The organism is Pseudomonas sp. 32_A, from assembly GCF_017490905.1.
Taxonomy (GTDB): Bacteria; Pseudomonadota; Gammaproteobacteria; order Pseudomonadales; family Pseudomonadaceae; genus Aquipseudomonas; species Aquipseudomonas inefficax.
The window spans coordinates 17,274-42,893 of record NZ_JAFGYI010000046.1; the positions used below are offsets into that span (position 1 = coordinate 17,274).

General features: G+C 63.7%; 26 protein-coding genes. 23 read left to right on the forward strand and 3 right to left on the reverse strand.

The features are described from left to right. The first annotated feature begins 31 nt into the window (after positions 1 to 31). The 13 genes from J5M58_RS22185 (at position 32) to J5M58_RS22245 (ending at position 13,014) form a co-directional block, all read left to right on the forward strand. Positions 32 to 937 carry an energy transducer TonB gene (locus J5M58_RS22185; RefSeq protein WP_207879638.1) on the forward strand — a complete coding sequence of 302 codons (906 nt, stop codon included), beginning with the start codon at positions 32 to 34 and terminating at the stop codon, positions 935 to 937. Positions 938 to 1,108: 171 nt separating this feature from the next. Continuing rightward, entirely contained in the window at positions 1,109 to 1,678 is a 570-nt protein-coding gene (locus tag J5M58_RS22190; RefSeq protein WP_112249525.1) for a YqgE/AlgH family protein, read from the forward strand. Continuing rightward, the gene (gene ruvX, locus J5M58_RS22195; RefSeq protein ID WP_013974530.1) at positions 1,678 to 2,115 is read left to right on the forward strand and encodes a Holliday junction resolvase RuvX; all 438 of its coding nucleotides are present in this window, start codon (positions 1,678 to 1,680) and stop codon (positions 2,113 to 2,115) included. The genes J5M58_RS22190 and ruvX overlap by 1 nt, the downstream gene beginning before the upstream one ends. Positions 2,116 to 2,164: 49 nt before the next feature. Beyond that, positions 2,165 to 2,683: a bifunctional pyr operon transcriptional regulator/uracil phosphoribosyltransferase PyrR gene (pyrR, locus tag J5M58_RS22200; protein WP_063912001.1), complete on the forward strand. Its 519-nt coding sequence runs from the start codon at positions 2,165 to 2,167 to the stop codon at positions 2,681 to 2,683. 12 nt (positions 2,684 to 2,695) lie between these two features. Continuing rightward, entirely contained in the window at positions 2,696 to 3,700 is a 1,005-nt protein-coding gene (locus tag J5M58_RS22205) for an aspartate carbamoyltransferase catalytic subunit (RefSeq protein WP_003257774.1), read from the forward strand. Then, the gene (locus J5M58_RS22210) at positions 3,697 to 4,968 is read left to right on the forward strand and encodes a dihydroorotase (protein WP_112249527.1); all 1,272 of its coding nucleotides are present in this window, start codon (positions 3,697 to 3,699) and stop codon (positions 4,966 to 4,968) included. The genes J5M58_RS22205 and J5M58_RS22210 overlap by 4 nt, the downstream gene beginning before the upstream one ends. 213 nt (positions 4,969 to 5,181) lie before the next feature. Further along, a complete protein-coding gene (hslV, locus tag J5M58_RS22215) occupies positions 5,182 to 5,712 on the forward strand; it encodes an ATP-dependent protease subunit HslV (RefSeq protein WP_025340909.1) in 531 nt (176 codons plus the stop codon). A gap of 76 nt (positions 5,713 to 5,788) precedes the next feature. Then, positions 5,789 to 7,132, forward strand: a complete 1,344-nt coding sequence (gene hslU / locus J5M58_RS22220; protein ID WP_003249308.1) for an ATP-dependent protease ATPase subunit HslU — start codon at positions 5,789 to 5,791, stop codon at positions 7,130 to 7,132. A gap of 163 nt (positions 7,133 to 7,295) precedes the next feature. Next, positions 7,296 to 7,673, forward strand: a complete 378-nt coding sequence (locus J5M58_RS22225) for a gamma-butyrobetaine hydroxylase-like domain-containing protein (RefSeq protein WP_003249306.1) — start codon at positions 7,296 to 7,298, stop codon at positions 7,671 to 7,673. Positions 7,674 to 7,941: 268 nt separating this feature from the next. Continuing rightward, positions 7,942 to 9,621 (forward strand): class II poly(R)-hydroxyalkanoic acid synthase, encoded by a 1,680-nt coding sequence (phaC, locus tag J5M58_RS22230; RefSeq protein WP_112249532.1) that lies wholly within the window; start codon positions 7,942 to 7,944, stop codon positions 9,619 to 9,621. Between the two features lie 62 nt (positions 9,622 to 9,683). Beyond that, complete coding sequence (gene phaZ, locus J5M58_RS22235; protein ID WP_112249534.1) at positions 9,684 to 10,535, forward strand: poly(3-hydroxyalkanoate) depolymerase; 852 nt, start codon at positions 9,684 to 9,686, stop codon at positions 10,533 to 10,535. Positions 10,536 to 10,703: 168 nt separating this feature from the next. Further along, positions 10,704 to 12,386: a class II poly(R)-hydroxyalkanoic acid synthase gene (gene phaC, locus J5M58_RS22240; protein WP_112249538.1), complete on the forward strand. Its 1,683-nt coding sequence runs from the start codon at positions 10,704 to 10,706 to the stop codon at positions 12,384 to 12,386. Between the two features lie 13 nt (positions 12,387 to 12,399). Continuing rightward, a complete protein-coding gene (locus J5M58_RS22245) occupies positions 12,400 to 13,014 on the forward strand; it encodes a TetR/AcrR family transcriptional regulator (protein WP_112249540.1) in 615 nt (204 codons plus the stop codon). 112 nt (positions 13,015 to 13,126) lie between these two features. Here the strand turns inward: J5M58_RS22245 and J5M58_RS22250 are convergent, their stop codons facing one another. Further along, positions 13,127 to 13,912, reverse strand: coding sequence for a phasin family protein (locus tag J5M58_RS22250; protein WP_207879640.1), 786 nt, complete (start codon positions 13,910 to 13,912; stop codon positions 13,127 to 13,129). 10 nt (positions 13,913 to 13,922) lie between these two features. Beyond that, positions 13,923 to 14,342, reverse strand: a complete 420-nt coding sequence (locus J5M58_RS22255; protein ID WP_112249544.1) for a phasin family protein — start codon at positions 14,340 to 14,342, stop codon at positions 13,923 to 13,925. A gap of 178 nt (positions 14,343 to 14,520) precedes the next feature. Here J5M58_RS22255 and J5M58_RS22260 point away from each other — a divergent pair, with 178 nt between their 5' ends. Then, a complete protein-coding gene (locus J5M58_RS22260) occupies positions 14,521 to 19,251 on the forward strand; it encodes a DUF6543 domain-containing protein (protein ID WP_243432458.1) in 4,731 nt (1,576 codons plus the stop codon). A 20-nt stretch (positions 19,252 to 19,271) separates the two neighbouring features. Here the strand turns inward: J5M58_RS22260 and J5M58_RS22265 are convergent, their stop codons facing one another. Further along, complete coding sequence (locus J5M58_RS22265) at positions 19,272 to 19,547, reverse strand: polyhydroxyalkanoic acid system family protein (RefSeq protein ID WP_112249546.1); 276 nt, start codon at positions 19,545 to 19,547, stop codon at positions 19,272 to 19,274. A gap of 124 nt (positions 19,548 to 19,671) precedes the next feature. Here J5M58_RS22265 and ubiE point away from each other — a divergent pair, with 124 nt between their 5' ends. The 9 genes from ubiE to J5M58_RS22310 all read left to right on the forward strand — a co-directional run. Beyond that, positions 19,672 to 20,442 carry a bifunctional demethylmenaquinone methyltransferase/2-methoxy-6-polyprenyl-1,4-benzoquinol methylase UbiE gene (ubiE, locus tag J5M58_RS22270; protein ID WP_013974541.1) on the forward strand — a complete coding sequence of 257 codons (771 nt, stop codon included), beginning with the start codon at positions 19,672 to 19,674 and terminating at the stop codon, positions 20,440 to 20,442. Further along, positions 20,442 to 21,065, forward strand: a complete 624-nt coding sequence (locus tag J5M58_RS22275) for an SCP2 domain-containing protein (protein ID WP_112249548.1) — start codon at positions 20,442 to 20,444, stop codon at positions 21,063 to 21,065. The genes ubiE and J5M58_RS22275 overlap by 1 nt, the downstream gene beginning before the upstream one ends. Beyond that, entirely contained in the window at positions 21,062 to 22,681 is a 1,620-nt protein-coding gene (gene ubiB, locus J5M58_RS22280; RefSeq protein WP_207879642.1) for a ubiquinone biosynthesis regulatory protein kinase UbiB, read from the forward strand. The genes J5M58_RS22275 and ubiB overlap by 4 nt, the downstream gene beginning before the upstream one ends. 72 nt (positions 22,682 to 22,753) lie before the next feature. Beyond that, the gene (hisI, locus tag J5M58_RS22285; RefSeq protein ID WP_013974544.1) at positions 22,754 to 23,146 is read left to right on the forward strand and encodes a phosphoribosyl-AMP cyclohydrolase; all 393 of its coding nucleotides are present in this window, start codon (positions 22,754 to 22,756) and stop codon (positions 23,144 to 23,146) included. Position 23,147: 1 nt separating this feature from the next. Further along, the gene (locus J5M58_RS22290; RefSeq protein ID WP_013974545.1) at positions 23,148 to 23,483 is read left to right on the forward strand and encodes a phosphoribosyl-ATP diphosphatase; all 336 of its coding nucleotides are present in this window, start codon (positions 23,148 to 23,150) and stop codon (positions 23,481 to 23,483) included. 147 nt (positions 23,484 to 23,630) lie between these two features. Then, a complete protein-coding gene (locus tag J5M58_RS22295) occupies positions 23,631 to 23,903 on the forward strand; it encodes a twin-arginine translocase TatA/TatE family subunit (RefSeq protein ID WP_112249552.1) in 273 nt (90 codons plus the stop codon). A gap of 3 nt (positions 23,904 to 23,906) precedes the next feature. Continuing rightward, positions 23,907 to 24,284, forward strand: coding sequence for a Sec-independent protein translocase protein TatB (tatB, locus tag J5M58_RS22300; protein ID WP_025340918.1), 378 nt, complete (start codon positions 23,907 to 23,909; stop codon positions 24,282 to 24,284). Continuing rightward, on the forward strand, positions 24,281 to 25,072 hold the full coding sequence (tatC, locus tag J5M58_RS22305) for a twin-arginine translocase subunit TatC (protein WP_085621727.1): 792 nt from the start codon (positions 24,281 to 24,283) through the stop codon (positions 25,070 to 25,072). Before tatB ends, tatC begins: the two co-directional genes overlap by 4 nt. Continuing rightward, on the forward strand, positions 25,069 to 25,620 hold a 552-nt coding region (locus tag J5M58_RS22310), incomplete at its 3' end, for an RsmE family RNA methyltransferase (protein ID WP_368857206.1). The genes tatC and J5M58_RS22310, both read left to right, overlap by 4 nt.

The window sequence follows — 25,620 nt, forward strand, 5'->3', positions numbered from 1 at the left end:
GCTACCCCGCCCTGCGGTTGCTGGAAACCCGATGACGCTGCCCGCTGACATCCCCGCCGACCTGCTGCCTCCCCGTGTTCGCCCGGTGGACCGGCTCGGCTTTACCCTGTTCCTGGCTGCCCTGGTGCACCTGGCGCTGATCCTCGGTGTCGGCTTCAGCGTGGTCAAGCCTGCCGAAATCCGCCACACCATGGACATCACCCTGGCCACCTTCAAGAGCGAGAAGGCGCCGGAGAAGGCCGACTTCCAGGCCCAGGACAACCAGCAGGGCAGCGGCACCCTGGACAAGAAAGCGGTGCCCAAGACCACCGAGCTGGCACCGTTCCAGGACAGCAAGATCAACAAGATCACCCCGCCACCTGCGGCCAGGCCCGAGGTGGTGCCACCGCCAACTCCGCAGAAGTCGGCGGTAGTGACCACCGCCCCGAAGGCGCAGAAGGTCGAGCCCAAGCCCAAGGAAAGCAAGCCGCAGCCCAAGCCGGCTGCGCCCGCCCCAGATTTCGACAGCTCGCAACTGTCCAGCCAGATCGCCAGCCTGGAGGCGGAGCTGTCCAACGAGCAGCAACTGTACGCCAAGCGCCCGCGCATCCACCGGCTCAATGCCGCCTCGACCATGCGCGACAAGGGCGCCTGGTACAAGGAAGAGTGGCGCAAGAAGGTCGAGCGGGTGGGCAACCTGAACTACCCCGACGAAGCGCGTCGGCAGCAGATCTACGGCAACCTGCGCATGATGGTGTCGATCAACCGCGATGGTTCGCTGTATGAGGTACTGGTGCTGGAGTCGTCCGGGCAGCCGGTGCTGGACCAGGCGGCGCAGCGCATCGTTCGGCTGGCGGCGCCGTTTGCGCCGTTTACCGGGGATTTGGCCGAGTTCGACCGGCTGGAAATCATCCGCACCTGGCGCTTTGCCCGTGGGGACCGTTTGTCCAGTAACTGACCTGCGGTATTACGCGGTCCCTGTGGGAGCGGGTTTACCCGCGAAAGCGTCCGACTAAGCGACATCGCTGCCTGATCTGGCGCATTCGCGGGTAAACCCGCTCCCACAGGCAACGCGCAAGCCTCGTTACGCACCTTGTCAGCCTCGCCACCTGGCGCCACACTATCCCCCATGAAAACCCTCACGCCGAGCTACCTCAAGCATCAGTTCCTGATCGCCATGCCGCACATGGCCGATCCGAACTTCGCCCAGACCCTCACGTACATCGTCGAGCACAACGCCCATGGCGCCATGGGCCTGGTGGTAAACCGGCCGCAGGAGCTGAACCTGGCCGATATCCTCGAGCAGCTGCGCCCGGACGAAATGCCTCCGGCCAGCACCTTGCAGGTGCCGATCTACCAAGGTGGCCCGGTACAGACCGACCGTGGCTTCGTGCTGCACAGCAGCGAGTGCAGCTTCCAGGCCACCGTGGCGCTGGAAGGGCTGTCGCTGACCACGTCGCAGGATATTCTATTGGCCATCGCCGCCGGAGTCGGCCCGAAACAGAGCCTGATCACCCTGGGCTATGCCGGCTGGGAAGCCGGACAACTGGAAGAGGAACTGGCCGACAACGCCTGGCTCAACTGCCCGTTCGACCCGGAAATCATCTTCGGCAAGGCCAGCGACCTGCGCCTGGAAGCCGCTGCCGCCAGCCTGGGCATCAACCTGAACCTGCTGACCAGCCAGGCGGGCCACGCCTGATGGCTGAACTGCACCCTGAACTACGCCTGCTGCTGGGGTTCGACTACGGCAGCAAACAGATTGGTGTGGCCGTCGGCCAGGTGGTCACCGGCCAGGCCCGCGAGCTGTGCACGCTGAAGGCCCAGAACGGCGTGCCGGACTGGGCCCAGGTGGAAAAGCTGATTGCCGAATGGAAGCCCGACGCCATCGTCGTGGGCCTGCCGCTCAACATGGACGGCACCCCCAGCGAAATGAGCGCCCGCGCGGAAAAGTTCGCCCGCCGCCTGAACGGCCGCTTCAACCTGCCCGTGCACACCCACGACGAACGCCTGACCACCTTCGAGGCCAAGGGTGAGCGCATGGCCCGTGGCGGCCAGCGCGGCAGCTACCGCGACAACCCGGTCGATGCCATCGCCGCCGCCCTGTTGCTGCAAGGATGGCTGGAGGCCAATACCTGATCATCTTTGCCGCCGGGCGCGCCCGGCGCACCCTTCCGAGGAGCCCGCAATGAGCCTACCCAATCCCGCCGAGCTGATCCGGCAGATGGCTGACGACCTACGCGCCCACCTGGCCCGCCGGGCAATTACCGAGCCGCGCTACATCGGTATCCGCACCGGCGGCGTCTGGGTTGCCCAGGCCCTGCAGGAAGCCATGGGCGACACCAGCCCCATGGGCACCCTGGACGTCTCGTTCTACCGCGACGACTTCAGCCAGAACGGCCTGCACCCGCAAGTGCGCCCGTCCGAGCTGCCGTTCGAGGTCGAAGGCCAGCACCTGGTGCTGGTGGATGACGTACTGATGAGCGGCCGCACGGTGCGCGCCGCGCTCAACGAACTGTTCGATTATGGCCGCCCGGCCAGCGTCACTCTGGTCTGCCTGCTGGACCTGGATGCCGGCGAACTGCCAATCCGCCCGAATGTACTCGGCGCCACCCTGTCGCTGGCCGCCCATGAACGGGTAAAATTGACCGGACCCGCACCGCTCGCCCTCGAGCGCCAGGACCTCGCCTCCGCTTCCGCCCTTTAAGAGTCCCCCGCGATGACGCCAATCGACGCCAAGCGCCCGCTGCAGCTCAATGATCAGGGCCAGCTGCGCCACTTCCTCTCGCTCGACGGTTTGCCCCGCGAACTGCTTACCGAGATCCTCGACACCGCCGACTCCTTCCTGGAAGTCGGTGCCCGGGCCGTGAAGAAAGTCCCGTTGCTGCGCGGCAAGACCGTGTGCAACGTGTTCTTCGAGAATTCCACCCGCACCCGTACTACCTTCGAACTGGCGGCCCAGCGCCTGTCGGCCGACGTGATCAGCCTGAACGTGTCGACCTCTTCGACCAGCAAGGGCGAAACCCTGTTCGACACCCTGCGCAACCTCGAAGCCATGGCCGCCGACATGTTCGTGGTACGTCACTCCGACTCCGGTGCCGCGCACTTCATCGCCGAGCACGTGTGCCCGGAAGTTGCCGTGATCAACGGCGGTGACGGCCGCCATGCGCACCCGACCCAGGGCATGCTCGACATGCTCACCATCCGCCGCCACAAGGGCAGCTTCGAGAACCTGTCGGTGGCCATCGTCGGCGACATCCTGCACTCGCGCGTGGCGCGTTCCGACATGCTGGCGCTCAAAGCGCTGGGTTGCCCGGACATCCGCGTGATCGGCCCGAAAACCCTGATTCCGATCGGTATCGAGCAGTACGGCGTGAAGGTGTACACCGACCTCGCCGAAGGCCTCAAGGACGTCGACGTGGTGATCATGCTGCGCCTGCAGCGTGAGCGCATGGCCGGTGGCCTGCTGCCCAGCGAAGGCGAGTTCTACCGCCTGTTCGGCCTGACCACCGCGCGCCTGGCCGGTGCCAAGCCCGACGCCATCGTCATGCACCCGGGCCCGATCAACCGTGGCGTGGAAATCGAGTCGGCGGTGGCCGACGGCAAGCACTCGGTGATTCTCAACCAGGTCACCTACGGCATCGCCGTGCGCATGGCCGTGCTGTCCATGGCCATGAGCGGGCAGAACGCGCAACGTCAATTCGACCAGGAGAACGCCCAGTGACCATCAGTATTCTCGGCGCCCGGGTCATCGACCCCAACAGCGGCCTGGACCAGGTCACCGACCTGCACCTGGACGGCGGCCGCATCGCCGCCATCGGCGCCGCCCCGGCCGGGTTCAGCGCCAGCCGCACGATCCAGGCTGATGGCCTGGTCGCCGCGCCCGGCCTGGTAGACCTCGGCGTGTCCCTGCGCGAGCCGGGCTACAGCCGCAAAGGCAACATCGCCAGCGAAACCCGCGCCGCCGTCGCCGGCGGCGTCACCAGCCTGTGCTGCCCGCCGCAGACCAAGCCGGTGCTGGACACCTCGGCCGTGGCCGAACTGATCCTCGACCGCGCCCGCGAGGCTGCCAACAGCAAGGTCTACCCGATCGGCGCCCTGACCAAGGGCCTGGAAGGCGAGCAACTGGCCGAGCTGGTGGCCCTGCGCGACACCGGTTGCGTGGCCTTCGGCAATGGCCTGAAGGAAATCCCCAACAACCGTACCCTGGCCCGAGCCCTGGAATACGCCGCCACCTTCGACCTGACCGTGGTGTTCCACTCCCAGGACCGCGACCTGGCCCAAGGTGGCCTGGCCCATGAAGGTGCCATGGCCAGCTTCCTCGGCCTGCCGGGCATTCCGGAAACCGCCGAGACCGTGGCCCTGGCGCGCAACCTGCTGCTGGTGGAACAGACCGGCGTGCGCGCGCACTTCACCCAGATCACCAGCGCCCGTGGCGCGCGGCTGATCGCCCAGGCCCAGGCCCTGGGCCTGCCGGTAACCGCCGATGTGGCGCTGTACCAGCTGATTCTCACCGACGAATCGCTGCGCGAGTTCTCCAGCCTGTACCACGTGCAGCCGCCGCTGCGCACCGCCGCTGACCGCGACGGCCTGCGCGAGGCCGTGAAGTCGGGGGTGATCCAGGCGATTTCCAGCCACCACCAGCCACACGAGCGCGACGCCAAGCTGGCCCCGTTCGGCGCCACCGAGCCGGGCATCAGCAGCGTCGAACTGCTGCTGCCGCTGGCGATGACCCTGGTGCAGGACGGCCTGCTCGACCTGCCAACCTTGCTGGCCCGCCTGAGCAGCGGCCCGGCGGCGGCCCTGCGCCTGCCGGCCGGTGAGCTGAAAGTGGGTGGCGCGGCCGACCTGGTGCTGTTCGACCCGCAAGCCTCGACCGTGGCTGGCGAGCAGTGGTTCTCGCGCGGCGAGAATTGCCCGTTCATCGGCCACTGCCTGCCGGGTGCGGTGCGTTATACCTTGGTCGATGGGCACATCTGCCACGAGGCCTGAGTAAAGCCATTCGCGGGTAAACCCGCTCCCACAGGTATTGCGCTGTCCTTGAAAACAGCGGGATCCCTGTGGGAGCGGGTTTACCCGCGAATGACCAAACACAGATCTACCTGCCCGGCCCGACCATTCATCCCCCACGGTTGAAATCCTTTCCCCCACCCCCATATGAGTCTGCATCAGGCACTTTCGCCCCGCTGCGTGGAGACTCTCCCCTTGACCACCATCGTTTCTGTCCGCCGTAACGGCAAAGTCGTCATGGGCGGCGACGGCCAGGTATCCCTCGGCAACACCGTGATGAAAGGCAACGCCAAGAAAGTGCGCCGCCTGTACCACGGCCAGGTCATCGCGGGCTTCGCCGGTGCCACCGCCGATGCGTTCACCCTGTTCGAGCGCTTTGAAGGCCAGCTCGAGAAACATCAGGGCCACCTGGTCCGTGCCGCCGTCGAGCTGGCCAAGGAATGGCGTACCGACCGCTCCCTGAGCCGCCTGGAGGCCATGCTGGCCGTGGCCAACAAGGACGCCTCCCTGATCATCACCGGCAACGGCGACGTGGTCGAACCCGAAGACGGCCTGATCGCCATGGGTTCCGGTGGCGCCTACGCCCAGGCCGCAGCCCGCGCCCTGCTGAACAAGACCGACCTCTCGGCCCGTGAAATCGCCGAAACCGCCTTGAACATCGCCGGCGACATCTGCGTGTTCACCAACCACAACCTGACCATCGAGGAGCAGGACCTGGCCGAGTGATTCAGCTGTTCTGGCGCCCCCGCCCGGTGCGGGGGCTTTTCCACGCTGACTCATCTGCCCCAGGACCCAATTGATCATGTCCATGACCCCCCGCGAGATCGTCCACGAACTCAACCGCCACATCATCGGCCAGGACGACGCCAAGCGCGCCGTGGCCATCGCCCTGCGCAACCGCTGGCGGCGCATGCAGCTCCCCGCCGAGCTGCGCGCCGAAGTAACCCCGAAAAACATCCTGATGATCGGCCCCACCGGCGTCGGCAAGACTGAAATCGCCCGCCGCCTGGCCAAGCTGGCCAATGCGCCGTTCCTCAAGGTCGAAGCCACCAAGTTCACCGAAGTGGGCTATGTGGGCCGCGACGTCGAGTCGATCATCCGTGACCTGGCCGATGCCGCGCTGAAAATGCTGCGCGAGCAAGAGATCATCCGCGTGCGCCACCGCGCCGAAGACGCCGCCGAAGACCGCATCCTCGATGCCCTGCTGCCACAGGCACGCGTGACCAGCTTCAGCGAAGAAGCCGCGCAGACCAGCAGCGATTCCAACACCCGCCAGCTGTTCCGCAAGCGCCTGCGCGAAGGCCAGCTGGACGACAAGGAAATCGAGATCGAAGTGGCCGATGCCGTGGGCGTCGAAATTGCCGCGCCGCCCGGCATGGAAGAAATGACCAACCAGCTGCAGAGCCTGTTCGCCAACATGGGCAAAGGCAAGCGCAAGGCGCGCAAGCTGAAGGTTAAAGAAGCCCTCAAGATGGTTCGTGATGAAGAAGCGAGCCGCCTGGTCAACGAGGAAGAGCTCAAGGCCAAGGCCCTGGAAGCGGTCGAGCAGCACGGTATCGTGTTCATCGACGAAATCGACAAGGTTGCCAAGCGTGGCAATGTTGGCGGTGCCGATGTGTCCCGTGAAGGCGTGCAGCGCGACCTGCTGCCGCTGATCGAAGGCTGCACTGTCAACACCAAGCTGGGCATGGTCAAGACCGACCACATCCTGTTCATTGCCTCGGGTGCGTTCCACCTGAGCAAGCCGAGCGACCTGGTGCCCGAGCTGCAAGGCCGCCTGCCGATCCGCGTGGAGCTCAAGGCCCTGACTCCTGAAGACTTCGAGCGCATCCTGCAGGAGCCGCACGCGTCGTTGACCGAACAGTACCAGGCCCTGCTCAAGACCGAAGGCCTGAACATCGAGTTCCTCGCCGACGGTATCAAGCGCCTGGCCGAGATTGCCTACCAGGTCAACGAGAAGACCGAGAACATCGGTGCCCGCCGCCTGCACACCCTGCTCGAGCGTTTGCTCGAAGAGGTGTCGTTCAGCGCTGGCGACCTGGCCAGCACCCATGACGAAGCGCCGATCCAGATCGACGCGGCGTATGTGAACAGCCACCTGGGTGAGCTGGCGCAGAACGAAGACCTGTCGCGCTACATCCTGTAAGACTGGTTTCACCTTCTTCGCGGGTAAACCCGCTCCCACAGGGTCACCACAATTCCAAGGAATGTGATGACCCTGTGGGAGCGGGTTTACCCGCGAAAGGGCCCTTGAATCCCTCGCCCATAAGCTGGAAGCTTGCTTCATCAGCTCCGGAGAGATTCTGCCCATGGCCCGCCTGCCCACCGCCATCAACCTGCACAAAGCCTCGAAAACCCTCAGCCTCACCTACGCCCCCGGCGAGGTCTACCACCTGCCCGCCGAGTTCCTGCGCGTGCATTCCCCCTCCGCCGAGGTCCAGGGCCACGGTAACCCAATCCTGCAGTTCGGCAAGATCAACGTCGGCCTCAGCGGCCTGGAACCTGCCGGCCAATATGCACTGAAACTGACCTTCGACGACGGCCATGACAGCGGCCTGTTCACTTGGGAATACCTCGAGCAGCTGTGCCTGCGCCAGGAACAGCTGTGGGCCGAGTACCTCGACGAACTGCACAAGGCCGGAAAATCCCGCGACCCCGCCGAGTCGGTGGTCAAACTCATGCTCTAGCGCAAGGCCTGAAAGGTTTAGAGCGCATTTTCTAGATTCATCTGTTTGAATGGCCTACAGACAGCCCAGTGAAGGGCTGTCTTGCGCATTACATGAAAGTCGGGTAACCAATGAGGCTGGCAAGCTCCCTGCATCCATTTGCAGGTAGACAGAACCCTCGCAGCACCGCTGTTCCTTATCACTGGTCACCCGAGTAGCAGTACCGGGCTCAGGACTGTGCACCTGTCACAGCAACCGGTACTCGTCTCAGGACAACGGAGCGTCTTAGATGAGTAACAAGAACAACGATGAGCTGCAGCGGCAGGCCTCGGAAAACACCCTGGGGCTGAACCCGGTCATCGGTATCCGGCGCAAGGATCTGTTGAGCTCGGCACGCACCGTGCTGCGCCAGGCCGTACGCCAACCGCTGCACAGCGCCAAGCATGTGGCGCACTTTGGCCTGGAGCTGAAGAACGTGCTGCTGGGCAAGTCCAGCCTTGCCCCGGAAAGCGACGACCGTCGCTTCAATGACCCGGCATGGAGCAACAACCCTCTCTACCGCCGCTACCTGCAAACCTACCTGGCCTGGCGCAAGGAGCTGCAGGACTGGATCGGCAGCAGCGACCTGTCGCCCCAGGACATCAGCCGCGGCCAGTTCGTCATCAACCTGATGACCGAAGCCATGGCTCCGACCAACACCCTTTCCAACCCGGCAGCGGTCAAACGCTTCTTCGAAACCGGTGGCAAGAGCCTGCTCGATGGCCTGTCCAACCTTGCCAAGGACATGGTCAACAACGGTGGCATGCCCAGCCAGGTGAACATGGACGCCTTCGAAGTGGGCAAGAACCTGGGTACCAGCGACGGCGCCGTGGTATACCGCAACGATGTGCTCGAGCTGATCCAGTACAGTCCCATCACCGAGCAGGTACATGCCCGCCCACTGCTGGTGGTGCCGCCGCAGATCAACAAGTTCTACGTATTCGATCTGAGCCCGGAAAAGAGCCTGGCGCGCTACTGCCTGCGCTCGCAGCAACAGACCTTCATCATCAGCTGGCGCAACCCGACCAAAGCCCAGCGCGAATGGGGCCTGTCCACCTACATCGATGCGCTCAAGGAGGCGGTCGACGCGGTGCTGGCGATTACCGGCAGCAAGGACCTGAACATGCTCGGTGCCTGCTCCGGCGGCATCACCTGCACGGCGTTGGTCGGCCACTATGCCGCCCTCGGCGAGAACAAGGTCAATGCCCTGACCCTGCTGGTGAGCGTGCTGGACACCACCCTGGACAACCAGGTCGCGCTGTTCGTCGACGAGCAGACCCTGGAAGCCGCCAAGCGCCATTCCTACCAGGCTGGCGTGCTGGAAGGCAGCGAGATGGCCAAGGTGTTCGCCTGGATGCGCCCCAACGACCTGATCTGGAACTACTGGGTCAACAACTACCTGCTCGGCAACGAGCCGCCGGTGTTCGACATCCTGTTCTGGAACAACGACACCACGCGCTTGCCGGCGGCCTTCCACGGCGACCTGATCGAGATGTTCAAGAGCAACCCACTGACACGCCCGGACGCCATGGAAGTGTGCGGCACCCCGATCGACCTGAAACAGGTCAAATGCGATATCTACAGCCTCGCCGGCACCAACGACCACATCACCCCATGGCAGTCGTGCTACCGCTCGGCGCACCTGTTCGGCGGCAAGATCGAGTTCGTGTTGTCCAACAGCGGCCACATCCAGAGCATCCTCAACCCACCAGGCAACCCCAAGGCGCGCTTCATGACCGGTGCAGATCGCCCGGGTGACCCGGTGGCCTGGCAGGAAAACGCCACCAAGCATGCCGACTCCTGGTGGCTGCACTGGCAGAGCTGGCTGGCCGAGCGTGCCGGCGAGCTGAAGAAGGCGCCGACCCGCCTGGGCAACCGTGCCTACGCCGCTGGCGAAGCCGCCCCGGGCACCTACGTTCACGAACGTTGAGTAGCAGCGCCGTGGCCCCAGCGGGGAGCCACGGTGTTCATTTCACCCCATGAGTCACGTGCATGCCGCAACCCTATATCTTCAGGACCGTCGAGCTGGACAACCAGTCCATCCGCACCGCCGTCCGCCCGGGCAAACCGCACCTGACGCCCTTGCTGATCTTCAACGGCATCGGCGCCAACCTGGAGCTGGTGTTCCCGTTCATCGAAGCACTGGACCCGGACCTGGAAGTCATTGCCTTCGATGTGCCCGGGGTCGGCGGCTCGTCCACGCCGCGCCACCCGTACCGCTTCCCCGGCTTGGCCAAGCTGACGGCGCGCATGCTCGACTACCTCGATTACGGCCAGGTCAATGTCATCGGCGTGTCCTGGGGCGGCGCCCTGGCCCAGCAGTTCGCCCATGACTACCCCGAGCGCTGCAAGAAGCTGGTGCTGGCCGCCACTGCCGCCGGTGCGGTGATGGTACCGGGCAAACCCAAGGTGCTGTGGATGATGGCCAGCCCACGGCGCTACGTACAGCCGTCGCATGTCATCCGCATCGCACCGATGATCTACGGCGGCGGCTTCCGACGGGACCCGGAGCTGGCCATGCAGCACGCCGCCAAGGTGCGCTCCGGCGGCAAGATGGGCTACTACTGGCAGCTGTTCGCCGGGCTTGGCTGGACCAGCATCCACTGGCTGCACAAGATCCAGCAGCCGACCCTGGTGCTGGCAGGCGACGACGACCCGCTGATCCCATTGATCAACATGCGTCTGCTGGCCTGGCGAATTCCCAATGCCCAGCTACACATTATCGACGACGGTCATCTGTTCCTGATCACCCGGGCCGAGGCCGTCGCCCCGATCATCATGAAGTTCCTTCAGCAAGAACGTCAGCGCGCTGTCATGCATCCCCGCCCGGCTTCGGGTGTGTGAGGGCGATTTGGGGCCCTGTGGGAGCGGGTTCACCCGCGAAGAATCCAACTCGGTGCATGGCACCGGCTTCGCCGGTGTTCGCGGGTGAACCCGCTCCCACAGAGCCCCTGCTAAATCAGTGAATATGTTTAGTCATGAAGCACCAGGTCAGGACGAGGGAGTGTTGCCATGAAAGACAAACCGGCCAAAGGAACGCCAACGCTTCCCGCCACCAGCATGAACGTGCAGAACGCCATCCTCGGCCTGCGTGGCCGTGACCTGATTTCCACGCTGCGCAATGTCAGCCGTCAAAGCTTGCGCCACCCGCTGCATACCGCGCATCACCTGTTGGCTCTGGGTGGCCAGCTGGGTCGGGTGATGCTGGGTGACACACCGTTTCAGCCGAACCCGCGCGATGCGCGCTTCAACGATCCGACATGGAGCCAGAACCCGTTCTACCGGCGCGGCCTGCAGGCCTACCTGGCCTGGCAGAAGCAGACCCGCCTGTGGATCGAGGAAAGCCACCTGGACGACGATGACCGGGCCCGTGCGCACTTCCTGTTCAACCTGATCAACGATGCACTGGCACCAAGCAATTCGCTGCTCAACCCGCTGGCGGTCAAGGAACTGTTCAACAGCGGTGGCCTGAGCCTTGTACGCGGCGTGGCCCATCTGCTCGATGACCTGCGCCACAACGACGGCCTGCCACGCCAGGTCGACGAGCGCGCCTTCGAAGTGGGCGGCAACCTGGCCGCGACCGCCGGTGCCGTGGTGTTTCGCAACGAACTGCTGGAGCTGATCCAGTACAAGCCGATGAGCGAAAAGCAACACTCCAGGCCGCTGCTGGTGGTGCCCCCGCAGATCAACAAGTTCTACATATTCGACCTGAGCTCGACCAACAGCTTCGTCCAGTACATGCTCAAGAATGGCCTGCAGGTGTTCATGGTCAGCTGGCGCAACCCCGACCCGCGCCACCGCGAATGGGGCCTGTCCAGCTACGTGCAGGCCCTGGAAGAAGCGCTCAACGCCTGCCGCAGCATCAGCGGCAACCGCGACCCCAACCTGATGGGCGCCTGCGCCGGGGGCCTGACCATGGCCGCGCTGCAGGGCCACCTGCAGGCCAAGCACCAGCTGCGCCGGGTACGCAGTGCCACCTACCTGGTCAGCCTGCTGGACAGCAAGTTCGAAAGCCCCGCAAGCCTGTTCGCCGACGAGCAGACCATCGAGGCCGCCAAGCGTCGCTCCTACCAGCGCGGGGTGCTGGATGGCGCCGAAGTGGCGCGGATCTTCGCCTGGATGCGGCCCAACGACCTGATATGGAACTACTGGGTCAACAACTACCTGCTCGGCAAGACACCACCAGCCTTCGACATCCTGTACTGGAACGCCGACAGCACGCGCCTGCCCGCCGCACTGCATGGCGACCTGCTGGACTTCTTCAAGCTCAACCCGCTTACCCACCCCGCCGGGCTGGAGGTATGCGGTACACCCATCGACCTGAAGAAGGTCGAGCTGGACAGCTTCACCGTTGCCGGCAGCAACGACCACATCACCCCGTGGGATGCAGTGTACCGCTCGACATTGCTGCTGGGTGGCGACCGGCGCTTCGTGCTGGCCAACAGCGGGCACATCCAGAGCATCATCAACCCGCCCGGCAACCCCAAGGCCTATTACCTGGCCAACCCCAAGCTGTCCAGCGACCCGCGTGCCTGGTTCCACGATGCCAAGCGCAGCGAAGGCAGCTGGTGGCCGTTGTGGCTGGAGTGGATCACCCCGCGCTCCGGCCCGCTCAAGGCACCGCGCAACGAGCTGGGTAATGCCACCTACCCACCGCTGGGCCCGGCGCCGGGCACCTATGTGCTGACCCGATGAGCATGCCGACTGGATGAAGACTCGCGATCGTATCCTCGAATGTGCCCTGCAGCTGTTCAACCAGCAGGGCGAACCGAACGTGTCCACCCTGGAAATTGCCAACGAACTGGGCATCAGCCCCGGCAACCTCTACTACCACTTCCATGGCAAGGAGCCGTTGGTGCTGGGGCTGTTCGAGCGCTTTGAAGAAGCGCTGATGCCCCTGCTCGACCCGCCGCTGGAGGTACGCCTGGATGCCGAGGATTACTGGCTGTTCCTGCACCTGATCGTCGAACGCATGGCGCAGTACCGTTTCCTGTTCCAGGACCTGTCGAACCTGACTGGGCGCCTGCCCAAACTGGCGCGCGGCATGCGCAGCCTGATCAACGCGCTCAAGCGCACTCTGGCGGCGTTGCTGGCCAGCCTCAAGGGCCAAGGGCTGATAGAGAGCGAGACCCAGGCGCTGGGGCAACTGGTGGAGCAGATCACTTTGACACTGATGTTCTCGCTGGATTATCAGCGGGTACTGGGGCGCGAGGGGGATGTGGGGATAGTGGTGTACCAGGTGATGATGCTGGTGGCGCCGCATCTGCAGGCCCAGGCGCGGGGGGCGACGGAGCAGTTGGCGGTGCGTTATCTGGAGGGGTAAGACTGACAGGAATGTATTGCAGCAACCGACGCATTCGCGGGTGAACCCGCTCCCACAAGGTCTGTAGTGTGCCTGTGGGAGCGGGTTCACTCGCGAATAAGGCGACGCGGTGTCAGATCAGAGTGCCGGTGCCTGTCGGTGCCGAAGGCGGGTTGCTGGCCGGAGCCGCGGTTGGTGCCGGAGCTGCGCTAGCGGCCGGAGTGGCGCTGGCCGCTGGAGCTGCCGGCTTGGCGGCCGCCGGCTTGGCCGGGGCTTTCTTCACTGCAGGCTTTTTCGCCACGGCCGGCTTGGCCGCTGCCGGTTTCGCCGCGGGTTTGGCCGCCGCAGTCTTGGCAGCAGGTTTAGCCGCTGCGGTCTTGGCTGCTGCTGGCTTGGCTGCGGGCTTGGCTGCCGCGGTTTTCGCCGCAGGCTTGGCCGCTGCCGTCTTGGCCAGTGGCTTGGCCGCCTTGCTCGCAGCCGGTTTGGCCGCAGCGCGCGACGAAATCGGCGTAACCGAAGCGCCGGTGAGCTTTTCGATCTGCTTGGTCAGGCTGTCCACCTGCTGGTGCAGGGCCTTGATCTCATTGCGGCTAGGCACGCCAAGGCGCGAAATGGCGCTGTTCAGGCGCTTGTCGAAAGCCTCCTCGAGTTCGCTCCACTTGCCCAGTGCACGGTCCTTCACGCCCGACACACGCGAAGTGGTCGACGACTTGGCAGTTTCAGCAACATCTTCGGCAGTCTTCTTCGCCTGCTTCTCGGCCTTCTCGCCATCCTTCACCAGCGAGTCGAACAGCTTGGGGCCGTCCTGGTCGATCTTCGAATAGATACCAAGCCCTGCCAGCCAGATCTTGCGGGAGTACTTCTCGATCCCGCCGACCCAGGAGCTGCCTTCTTTCTCGGAATTCTTCTTGCCAGCCATCCTGCTCTCCTTATGGTTTGTGCGCGACGCGCTCGAGCAGCTCATGCAGCTGTTCAAGCTTGATGGACAACGCCTCAACGTCATGTTTAGACGGAATGCCGAGGCGATTCAAGGCGCGCCCTACCCGCGCGTCGAAAGCTTTTTCAATCTTGTCGAGTTGAATTTCTACCCGGCCTGGCACACGGCTGACAGCCTGGGTGGCTTCATCGATCTGGTTATTGGCTGCCTCCAGCTCCTGATCGATGCGCTTCTTGCCACGTTTCTCGACGCCTTCGCCAGCCTTGACCAGCTCATTGAAGTAGTCCGAGCCCTCCTGCCCCACGCGTGCGTACGCGCCAATCCCGGCCAGCCAGATCTTGCGTGCGTAGCCGCGCACCTCGCCCAGGGTGCCCGGGGCGTCGTCCTTTTTCTTCACGTTCACTTTGGCCATGCTGTGTACCTCATGCTCATGAGTGGGAACAACCGCCCATGAAGGTTGGGCTTGAGCATACGGTAGGCAGGAAAATTAGAATCCTCACCCTAAGGTGCCACCGGCTTTAACCATCTACCGCATGTGCAGGGCAACCCCACGCTAGCGTCACGTCACTCACCTGTTCGGAGCTGACGCCATGACTGACACCCCTGACGCAACCAGGGAAACCTTCAAACAAAAAGTCGCAGACTGTTTCGCTGGACGCCCCACGGTACGTGAGGTGCTGTCCCATGAAGGGTTCCAGGTTCTCGTTGATCATTACCCGTGGGTGCGCAACAACCATCCACAGCTCACCTCGCTCGATGAATTCGTCATCCTGCCCACTGCAGGTGGTGCCGACCCGCACCGCTCGCTGCTGGATAAACTGCTTGAGCATTTTCTGACGGGTAAACATCTGCAGCTGAGCCCTGGCGATCGGCCAAGCATCGCGCCGCCGCAGCCGTTTCAGGTACAGGTTGAGGGGACGGGCAGCAGCAAAAAGCCTGCGATTGCCCTGGACCTGAGCAGGCTCAACGAGGACCTGGACCACGTGCTGGGGGCCCTGCTGGAGAAGTTTCAGCAGGCGCAGGTCGGTTTCTGGAATGGCATCGACCAAACCAGCCAGGTCTGCCGCATGCGCTGGCTCGAGCACACGATCAAGGCCGCGCTGATCAGCAACATGCACGATCAGGGCCTGGACAACGATGAAAAGGCTGCCCTGTACGCTCTGCTCGCCGAGGCCCATGAAGACCTGGTCATCAGCGCAGTGAGCGTAAGCCTGAAAACAGCAGGCGGGACGCTGCCGGTAACACTGGCGGGCCTGCTGCTGAGCATGACGCACGGCTCGCGGCGCCTGCTTCTGCATTGCAAGCCTGATGGCAGGGTGCGCAGGTTCACCGACCTTGCAGCCTTCGCCAGCGCACTGCAGGACGAGTTGGCCCGGGGCTATCGCTTTGAGCGACTGTCATGGGCGCACACCCCCGTGATTGGCAGTCCATTCGCCTTTCAGGCCAGGCAAATGCTCAATGCCATGCTTGAAGACATCGAGCGCTTGCGCCTCGGCTCGTTGACCTCGGTGAGTGACCTGCAGAACCAGTTGCACCGGCTGACCGACCCAAGTGCGCACTTTCTGAACCAGGCCTGTCGGCTGCACGACTCGCCTGCTGTCAGCCTGCCGGCATGGCTGGCCGACGCCGAGGGCAGCGACCGTTACGCCTATCATGCGGCGCTGCTCGACCTGGCGGCTCAGCAAGGGCAGGCCAAAGGTTCCACCTCACTCAGCGATATCGACGACCTTCAGCGCTACGCCAAACGCCGCCTGCGCGAACAACTGCAAAGCAGCTACCCGCAGGTGGCACAGCACGACCCTGACGAGGTCATGATCGAGGTTTCACAAAGCATCGTCGGCAACACGATACAAGGCGGGCAATCGCTGCCCCTGCGCAGGGTAAGCTTGACTGAGCTGGCGATCGCTCGCCTGCGCCTGGGCGCTGGCGAGGTAATGACTGGCGTGACGGTGCCCACTGGCGGCAAGCCCGGCGGTTGGCTGAGCATCGAGCAGATCAACGCGCTGATACACGAAGTGGATATTGGTGGCCACTACCCTCGCTATCTGGACACTACAGTGGCCGAACAACCACGCAGGGCCGAGCGGATCCGGCAATACGCCCGGGAATGGCGTAGCCACTTGCTGTTCAGCACCCTCCAGGCCAGCATCCAGCAACAGCTGAGCGAATCCGCGCGCGATGCGCTACTGGCTTGTTGCCAAGGTAACGGCGATGGCCAGCCACTGCGCATTGCCCCCTTGGCCTTTCTTTGCGCGCCAGGCGCTGCGACCACGGACATCGCCCACGGCATGTTCCTCATCAAGCTACCCGCCACGCACGGCTGGGTCCTGTACCGACCGTTCTATGCCAGCCAGGCCCTGCTGGAGTTCGCTGAGCTGGATCAGCTGATGGCCGCAATCCGCACTGAAGGTGAATTGCAACAAAGTGTCCTCGACTGGCTGCATGAAGACGTACGCGCGGTATATGCAAACGACGGCTTCACGCGCCCTCACCTCCATCCCAGGCTGGAGCAACTGGCACATTTGCTGGGTGGGGACAGCCTGGTGGCGGATGAACTCGTGCAGCTGCTTCGACAACCGGTCGATTGCGTTTTCAGCCCCTGGCTCACCGATCTGGACACGCACCTGTTCGACGCCAGGATCAGCGCCATGCGTCTGGCCGCATCCACCAGCAGCATGTCCAACGCGCAGGAAAAATGGCAACTGGTGCAACAAGCGGCCTGGTCGTTGTTCAACAACCTGACCGTATTCTGGCGCGGCCCCTTGGCCGTCCTGACCTGGCTGGTGCAAGCGCTGTCGGCCACCCGGAATGATATATCGGTGTTGGCCAACGGTAGCGATGACGCGCGGATCGTGGCGACAGTCGACCTGCTGACCAACCTGGCCATGCTTCTGGCACACCGAGATGCGCCCCTCCCCGCCAGCGGCTTGCCGGCTGAGAGGTTGCGATTCGCCGAGCCCGTCGAGCCGGACGGTGCCATGACAGCGGTCGCAGACAAACCGCATGAGCGCACCTGGGAAACACTGACCACCGAACAGAAGGCCGTGCCAATGCGGCTCTCCAGCTGGCACAACAACCAACGCATGGGCAACCTGACGCCGCCCGAGCGCCAGGCGCTGGTCAAGCTTCGGGCCACCTTGTCGCTGGAGGGTCATGCACCGTTGGTAGAGGGCCGCCTGCGCGGGTTGTATAAAATCGCCGACCGCCACTATGTGGCACTGCAGGGGGTAGCGTACGAAGTACAGGAGACATGGGGCGGCATACAGATCGTCGGCCCGGACCCGAGCAGCAGTGAATGGCAATCACGATGGCAGGGCGCACCCGACGGTTACCACATCGTAGGCCGTGAACGTAGCAGAGGCCCTTGGCTGACGCGCTGGAACGGAGAATGGGCGCTCAACCTTAAATTGGCAGGTGGCATGCCCAGGACCAGCAGGTCCATCAACGCCGACAACCAGCAGCGCTACTCACAACTGCACGATGCGGCAATGCGCAATGGCGACGCGCTGAACAAGCTGCGCCCTCTCATGGAACGCAACAGCCAGCGCCTTGCCGATCATGACGAGCTCGCCGCAGCCTACCGCCGCGCGTCGCAAGCGTTGCCCGCGCATGAGCGCGCCAATCCACCAGAAGCACTGCAGGCGCAAAAACAACAGCTGCTGGCCCAGCGTCGGCTACATGCCACCGAGCTCAAGGCTTCTGCGCTGTTCCTGGAGAATCAGGGCGAGATTCTGCAAGCGAACGTCAACACCTTCAGGGAGCTGAGTGAACCGCGCTTTCTAAGGCTCGACACCACCGAAAACAACGCACGCAAATTCAGCAACTGGTTCGGGGCGGCCATCGAAAACGACATGCTGTTATGCCAACGTCTGCTGGAACAAGTCGATCGTGAACTGCTGGTGGAGCAGGGCAAGCGCATGGTGCGGCTGCCGCAGACCGACGAGCAGATTCAGAGCTATCTCAGCTACCGTGACAGCGTTCGCGACTCGCTGCAGGCCAGCCGCCGTCTGCTGGTGGTCAGCCGACGCCTGGATCGGGCCATACCCGAAGCATTGGAAAACAGCAAAATCGACTTCGCCGACAAGGCCACCAAGATCGAAAACGCCATCAAACGGCGCACCTATTCAACGCTAGTGGTGCGCGCGCAATTAATCGGCGACCTGGCCTACCTGACACTGGACAAGACCAAGCTAACCGCCGAAGCAGCGGACAACCTGCTGCCGTTACGGGAGGTGCTCAGCAACAATGAACTGAGCCGTACGGTCTGGAGCCATGACGGCCTCGCCACGGCCGACGGCTCTGCCGAAGACAAGGCCGACGTGCTGGAAGATGTGCTACGCCGGTATCGCGCGATACTCGACAAGGCCCACTACATGAGGTCGCTCAGCGACCCGGCCCTGGACGAGGCCATCCTCGATGAATATATCCAGGAAATGCAAGCGCTGGTACACACGACCGAAGCCCAGCTGGCCACGGCGTTGGCCAGCCTCGACAAAGGCATCGCCACGCCGCCGCAGCGCACAATCCAGCACCCGATGCCGGCCAGGCGCACGGTGATCCGCGTCGCACGCGGGCGCCCGGCGCTGGTCGAAGCGCAAGGCGACCGCGCGGTTCAACGCAACCCGCTGAATCAGCAACCCGCTGGCAACTACGAGCGACGCGGCAATGAGTGGCATGAGCAAGTCGCCCAGCCGCGCGCCGCAGAGTCCGACCTGTCCCAGCTGCGCACGGAAGCCAGGCACCTGCTGGCAAGAATTGACGAAAAACTCGACTTCGCAGCCCGCTACGCAAACCAGCCCAATAGCCTGGCTGACTTTCTGGACTGGCCTATCGATGACATGAGCGCGCTGGCGCGACAACTGGAGCGGACCGACGGCAGCCTGGTCGATCAGCTGCGCCAGGCGATCGCCAGGGTCAGCGAGCGCAAGCAGCTGCTGCTCACCAATGCCTACCTGAACTCCCGCCACCCAGACAGCGCCGCCTTGCGCTACCTGGTAGGGCAGCAGCGCGTCTCGATCAGGCCAGGCATAGTGCGCAAGGCGCTTCGCCACGCCGATGACTACCTCGACACCTACCTGATCAGCGACGTCCAAGCGCCGCAAACGGTACTGTGGGAGGCCCACTTTCATTACCGTACTGCGGATGCCCAGCCCCATGATTTCGTCAAAGGCCACCTGAAATTCCGCGAGCCCCGCGCTGTCGGCCGGGACGCCGAACTGGAGCTGGCCAGTAACCCGCGGGAGCGAATAGCGATTTACCGTGGCGACCTGCGCCTGGCACAGATTGCCGATCTCATCCCGTTTCCGCCCGCGTTACCATAGCAGGCCGCGCGCGCTGGGCCTCAGGCCAGGGCCTTGTCCAGTGCGCGCTCGATTTCGCCCTTGATGGTACCGCTCATCATCGACAGCATCATGCCCAGCTTCAGCTCCACGCGGATGCTGTCCTCACCGATATGCACGCTACCGTTGGCGCCGCTGCGCGCCACGTCGACCCGGTCACCGTTCCAGGTGGCCTTGAGGTCGTATTCGCGGGTCAGCCTGTCGACCAGCGCTTCGGCCTTGGCACGGGCGGCATCGCGGCCGAGGGAATGTTTGCGTTCGACGCTGATCTGAGTCATGCAGGTGTTCCTGAAGATGAAGACATAATGGGCATTATGCCCGCCCCTGCCCACTGGCACACCCCGCCAAGACAAATCCGCCCGTTCGCCCTAGAATGGCGGTAATTTTTTCCGGTGAAGCGATATGAACGACCAGCGCAAAGGCGACCACGCCGAACCCACCACCCATTTCGGTTACCAGGATGTCCCTGAAAGCCAGAAGGCGAAGAAAGTCGCCGAGGTGTTCCACTCGGTAGCGGCCAAGTACGACCTGATGAACGACGTGCTTTCCGGCGGCATGCACCGCCTGTGGAAGCGCTTCACCATCGAGTTGTCGGGCGTACGCGCCGGCAACCGTGTGCTGGACATCGCCGGCGGTACCGGCGACCTGGCCGCCAAGTTCTCGCGGCTGGTCGGCCCGACCGGCCAGGTAGTGCTGGCCGACATCAACGAGTCGATGCTCAAGGTCGGCCGTGACCGCCTGCTCGACCGTGGCGTGGCCGGCAACATCGAGTTCGTCCAGGCCGACGCCGAAAAGCTGCCATTCCCCGACAACCACTTCGACTGCGTGACCATTGCCTTCGGCCTGCGCAACGTTACCCACAAGGACGAAGCCATCCGCTCGATGCTGCGCGTGCTCAAGCCGGGCGGTCGCCTGCTGGTGCTGGAGTTCTCCAAGCCGACCAACAAGCTCATGTCCAAGGCCTACGACGCCTACTCGTTCGCCTTCATGCCGCTGGCCGGCAAGCTGATCACCAACGACTCGGAGAGCTACCGTTACCTCGCTGAGTCGATCCGCATGCACCCGGATCAGGAAACGTTGAAGGCCATGATGGTCGAGGCCGGTTTCGACCGCGTCACCTACCACAACATGACCAGCGGCATCGTCGCCGTGCACCGGGGAATCAAACCCTGATGCTGCTGGCCGGGCTGCTCGCCAGCGTCGAACATGGCCTGAACCGCGTGCTGCGCATGGACAGCACGGCCCTGCCGCGGCTGGCCGCGCTGGAAGGCAAGGTCATCGAGATCGACTGCCGCCAACCGGCCCTGCAGGTGTTCATCCTGCCCGATGAAGAGGGCCTGATGCTCGCCGCCCACTGGCAAGGCGAGGTCGACTGCAGCCTGCGCGCCCCGGCCGGCAGCCTGGCACAACTGGCCGTAGCCAGGGACAAGACTGCCGTGCTGCACAGCCCGCAAGTCGAACTGCATGGCGACAGTGCCGTGCTGCTCGACCTGTTCGGCGTGCTGCAGGACCTGGAGCTCGACTGGGAGCACGAGCTGCAACGCTGGCTCGGCCCGGTCGCCACCGCGCTGCTGGCCGGCCATATCCGCCTGCGCGCACGCTGGACCCGCCAGGGCCTGGCGCGCTTCAGCCAGAACCTTTCCGAGTACCTGGCCGAAGAATCCCGCACCCTGGTCGGCAAACGCGAAGCCGAAGCCGCCTTCAGCGAGCTCGATGCCCTGAAGCTCGATACAGAACGCCTCGAGGCGCGCCTCAAGCGCCTCTCCCGATCCCTTGATATCAGCGATAACGCATGAAGCTGCTCGCCGTCCGCCGTCTTTTTCGCATCCAGCGTGTAGTCATCCGTTACCGGCTGGATGACCTGCTGTTCGACTACCCGCTGCCCTGGTGGCTGATGAGCCTGCGCCTGCTGATGCCGTGGCGTTGGCTCCCGCGCAAGCCGTCCGAGCTCAGCCGTGGCGCGCGCCTGCGCCTGGCGCTGCAGGACCTTGGGCCGATTTTCATCAAGTTCGGTCAGCTGCTGTCTACCCGCCGCGACCTGCTGCCAACCGACATCGCCGATGAGCTGATGTTGCTGCAGGACCGCGTGCCGCCGTTCGACCCGCAAAAGGCCGTGGTGCTGATCGAAGAGCAGCTCGGCGCCCCGGTCAGCCAGGTGTTCAGCCGCTTCGACGTCGAGCCACTGGCCTCGGCCTCGGTGGCTCAGGTTCACGCTGCCCGCCTGAAAAGCGGCGAAGAGGTGGTGGTCAAGGTAGTCCGGCCAGGCCTCAAGCCGGTGATCGCCGCTGATATTGCCTGGCTGTTCCTGATCGCCAAAGGTGCCGAGCGTGTCTCTGCCGATGCTCGCCGCCTGCACCCGGTGGAAATCGTCGGCGATTACGAAAAAACCATCTACGACGAACTCGACCTGCTGCGCGAAGCGGCGAACGCCAGCCAGCTACGGCGCAATTTCGAAGGTTCCGAGCTGATGTATGTGCCACAGGTGTACTGGGACTGGTGCCGGCCGAAAGTACTGGTGATGGAACGCATCTATGGTGTGCCGGTGACCGACATGGCCACGCTCGCCGATCAGCGCACCGACATGAAGATGCTGGCCGAACGCGGCGTGGAAGTATTCTTCACCCAGGTGTTCCGCGACAGCTTCTTCCACGCCGACATGCACCCCGGCAACATCTTCGTCAGCACGGTACGCCCCTGGAGCCCGCAGTACATCGCCATCGACTGCGGCATCGTCGGCAGCCTGACGGACGAGGACCAGGATTACCTGGCGCGTAACCTGATTGCCTTCTTCAAGCGAGACTACCGCCGCGTCGCGCAACTGCACATCGACTCGGGCTGGGTACCGGTGCACACCAAGGTCAATGAATTCGAAGCAGCGATCCGTACCGTCTGCGAGCCGATCTTCGAAAAACCGTTAAAAGATATTTCCTTCGGCCAGGTGCTGATGCGTCTGTTCCAGACGGCACGGCGTTTCAACATGGAAGTCCAGCCGCAGCTGGTCCTGCTGCAGAAAACCCTGCTCAACATCGAAGGCCTGGGCCGTCAGTTGTACCCCGACCTGGACCTGTGGAGCACCGCCAAGCCGTTCCTCGAACGCTGGATGCGTGACCGCATGAGCCCGAAAGCCGTGCTTGGCAACATCCACAGCCAGGTCGAGCAGTTGCCGCACCTGGCCGACATGGCCCGCGACGTCCTCGAACGCCTGTCACAACCGCACCTGCACGACCCGCAACTGCCTGAACGCCGTCGCCAGGGCGACCGCTGGGCGCTGCGCCTGCTGGGTGCCGGCCTGCTGGGCGGTGGTGCGGTACTGGCTGCTGGTGCCGCCGAGGCCGCGAGCCTGACCGCCCCTGCCGCCTGGCCTGCCTGGCTGATGCTGGCCGCCGGCCTTTACCTGATCGTGCGCCAATAGCCAGCCGCGCCCATGGCTGGCACACTAGCGCAAAGGGCCCGGCACAGGAGCGGGCCCGCTTTGGAGTCGACGATGAAAGACTGGCTGGACGAGATCAAGTGGAACAGCGAGGGCCTGGTACCGGCTATCGCCCAGGACCACAAGACCGGACGCGTGCTGATGATGGCCTGGATGAACCGCGAATCGCTGGCCCTGACCGCCGCCGAGCAACGCGCCATCTACTGGTCGCGTTCGCGTGGCAAGCTGTGGCGCAAGGGCGAGGAATCCGGGCATGTGCAGAAGCTGCATGAAATGCGCCTGGACTGCGATGCCGATGTGATCATCCTGATGGTCGAGCAACTGGGCCATATTGCCTGCCATACCGGCCGTGAAAGCTGCTTCTACCGCGTCTTCGAAGACGGCCAGTGGAAAACCGTCGACCCGGTCCTGAAAGACCCGGATGCCATCTACAGCGCAGGACACTGACATGAGCGACACCCTCAACCGCCTGGCCGAAGTGCTTGAAGAACGCAAGCAAGCGGCCCCCGACAGCTCCTACGTTGCCAGCCTGTACCACAAGGGCCTGAACAAGATCCTCGAAAAGCTTGGCGAAGAGTCGGTCGAGACGATCATTGCCGCCAAGGACGCTGCGGTCAGCAAGGATTACAGCGATGTCATCTACGAAACCGCCGACCTGTGGTTTCATAGCCTGGTAATGCTCAGTGCGCTGGGCCAGCATCCGCAAGCCGTGCTCGATGAGCTGGAACGTCGCTTCGGTTTGTCCGGGCATGATGAGAAGGCCGCACGCCAACCGTCGGCCTGATGTATTTTCCCCCTGTGGGAGCGGGTTCACCCGCGAAGAATGCAACGCGGTGGCACCGGCTTCGCCGGTGTTCGCGGGTAAACCCGCTCCCACAGGGGCCGCGCTGCCGAAAAAATTCGCTGTACCTGTAAATTTCAGGAGTACGAAATGGGTATCTTTGACTGGAAACACTGGATCGTCCTGCTGGTCGTCGTGGTCCTGGTGTTCGGCACCAAGAAGCTGAAGAACTTCGGCAGCGACCTGGGCGAGTCGATCAAAGGCTTCCGCAAGGCCATGAGCGACGAAGAGAACAAGCCGGCCGAGCAGACTCCGCCGCCTGCCCAGCCCGTTCCACCGGTGCAGAACACTGCCCAGCAGAACCAGGGCCACACCATCGAAGGCCAGGCCCAGTCGGTCCAAGAGCCGCAGCGGAAAGACTGACTAATGTTCGGCATCAGTTTCAGCGAGCTGCTGCTCGTCGGTCTGGTCGCCCTGCTGGTGCTCGGCCCCGAGCGCCTGCCCGGTGCCGCGCGCACGGCAGGCCTGTGGATCGGCCGGCTCAAGCGCAGTTTCAACAGCATCAAGATGGAAGTGGAGCGCGAGATCGGCGCGGACGAAATCCGCCGCCAGCTGCACAATGAGCACATTCTGCAGATGGAAGAGGAAGCCAAGCGCATCCTCAACCCGATGACGCCACCGGCGCAGCCGCCTGTCACCACCGCCACCGTGCAGCCGCCCGCCGGGCTCGAAGCCAGGCCGGTCGAGACCGCTGCCACCCCGGCCACGCCTTCTGAACCGCCTCAACCGCCGCGAGCCCCATGAGCGAAAATCCGGAACATGACCAGCCTATGCCGCTGGTTTCGCACCTGACCGAACTGCGCACCCGCCTGCTGCGCTGCGTTGCCGTCATTTTCCTGATCTTTGCCGGGCTGTTCTCCTTCGCCCAGCAGATCTACACCCTGGTCTCCGCACCGCTACGCGAGCACTTGCCGGCCAATGCCACGATGATCGCCACCGATGTGGCATCACCGTTCCTCACGCCCTTCAAGCTGACCATGATCGTCTCGCTGTTCCTGGCGATCCCGTTCATCCTGCAGCAGATCTGGGGTTTCATCGCACCCGGGCTCTACCGTCATGAAAAGCGCATCGCCATTCCGCTACTGGTGTCGAGCATCTTCCTGTTCTACGCCGGCATGGCCTTCGCCTACTTCCTGGTGTTCCCGCTGATCTTCGGCTTCTTCGCCAGCGCCACGCCGGAAGGCGTGTCGATGATGACCGACATCGCCAGCTACCTCGACTTCGTGATGACGCTGTTCTTCGCCTTTGGCGTGGCCTTCGAAATACCGGTGGCGGTGGTGCTGCTGGTATGGATCGGCGTGGTCGATGTGAAGTACCTCAAGAAGATTCGCCCCTACGTGATCATCGGCTGCTTCGTGGTCGGCATGGTCCTTACCCCACCGGACATCTTCTCCCAGACCCTGCTGGCCGTACCCATGTGGCTGCTGTTCGAGATCGGCGTGCTGTGCGGCAGCCTGATCCGCAAACGCAGCGAAGCCGACGATAGCGCCGCCAACGACCATAACGACCAGCCACCAGCGACCCAACCGTGAACCTGTTGCTCCTTGAAGAGGCCGACTTCGTCTCGGCCAACCGCGTCGTTCTCGCAGACCGGCGTTTCACCCACATGCAGGACATCCACCGTGTGGCGGTGGGCGACAATTTGCGCGTGGGCCGTATCAACGGCCTGATGGGCAAGGCCACGGTGCTGCGCCTGGAAAAGCACGAAGCCGAACTGGAAGTCGTCTTTGACCAGCAGCCACCGGCCAAGCTGCCGCTGACCCTGGTGCTCGCCGTACCTCGGCCGAAAATGCTGCGCCGGCTGTTCCAGACCGTGGCTACCCTCGGCGTGCCGCGGCTGATCCTGCTGAACAGCTACAAGGTCGAGAAAAGCTTCTGGCAAACACCCTTCCTGCAACCGGAAAGCATTCGCGAAAACCTCATCCTTGGCCTGGAACAAGCGCGCGACACCGTGCTGCCCGAAGTAATCATCGAGAAGCGCTTCAAGCCGTTGCTCGGCGCGCTGCGCAAGCGCCCGCAGGCGATCCTGTTCATCGACGAAATCCACACCATCATTGGTGCCGGTGCGGCGTCTGGCGGG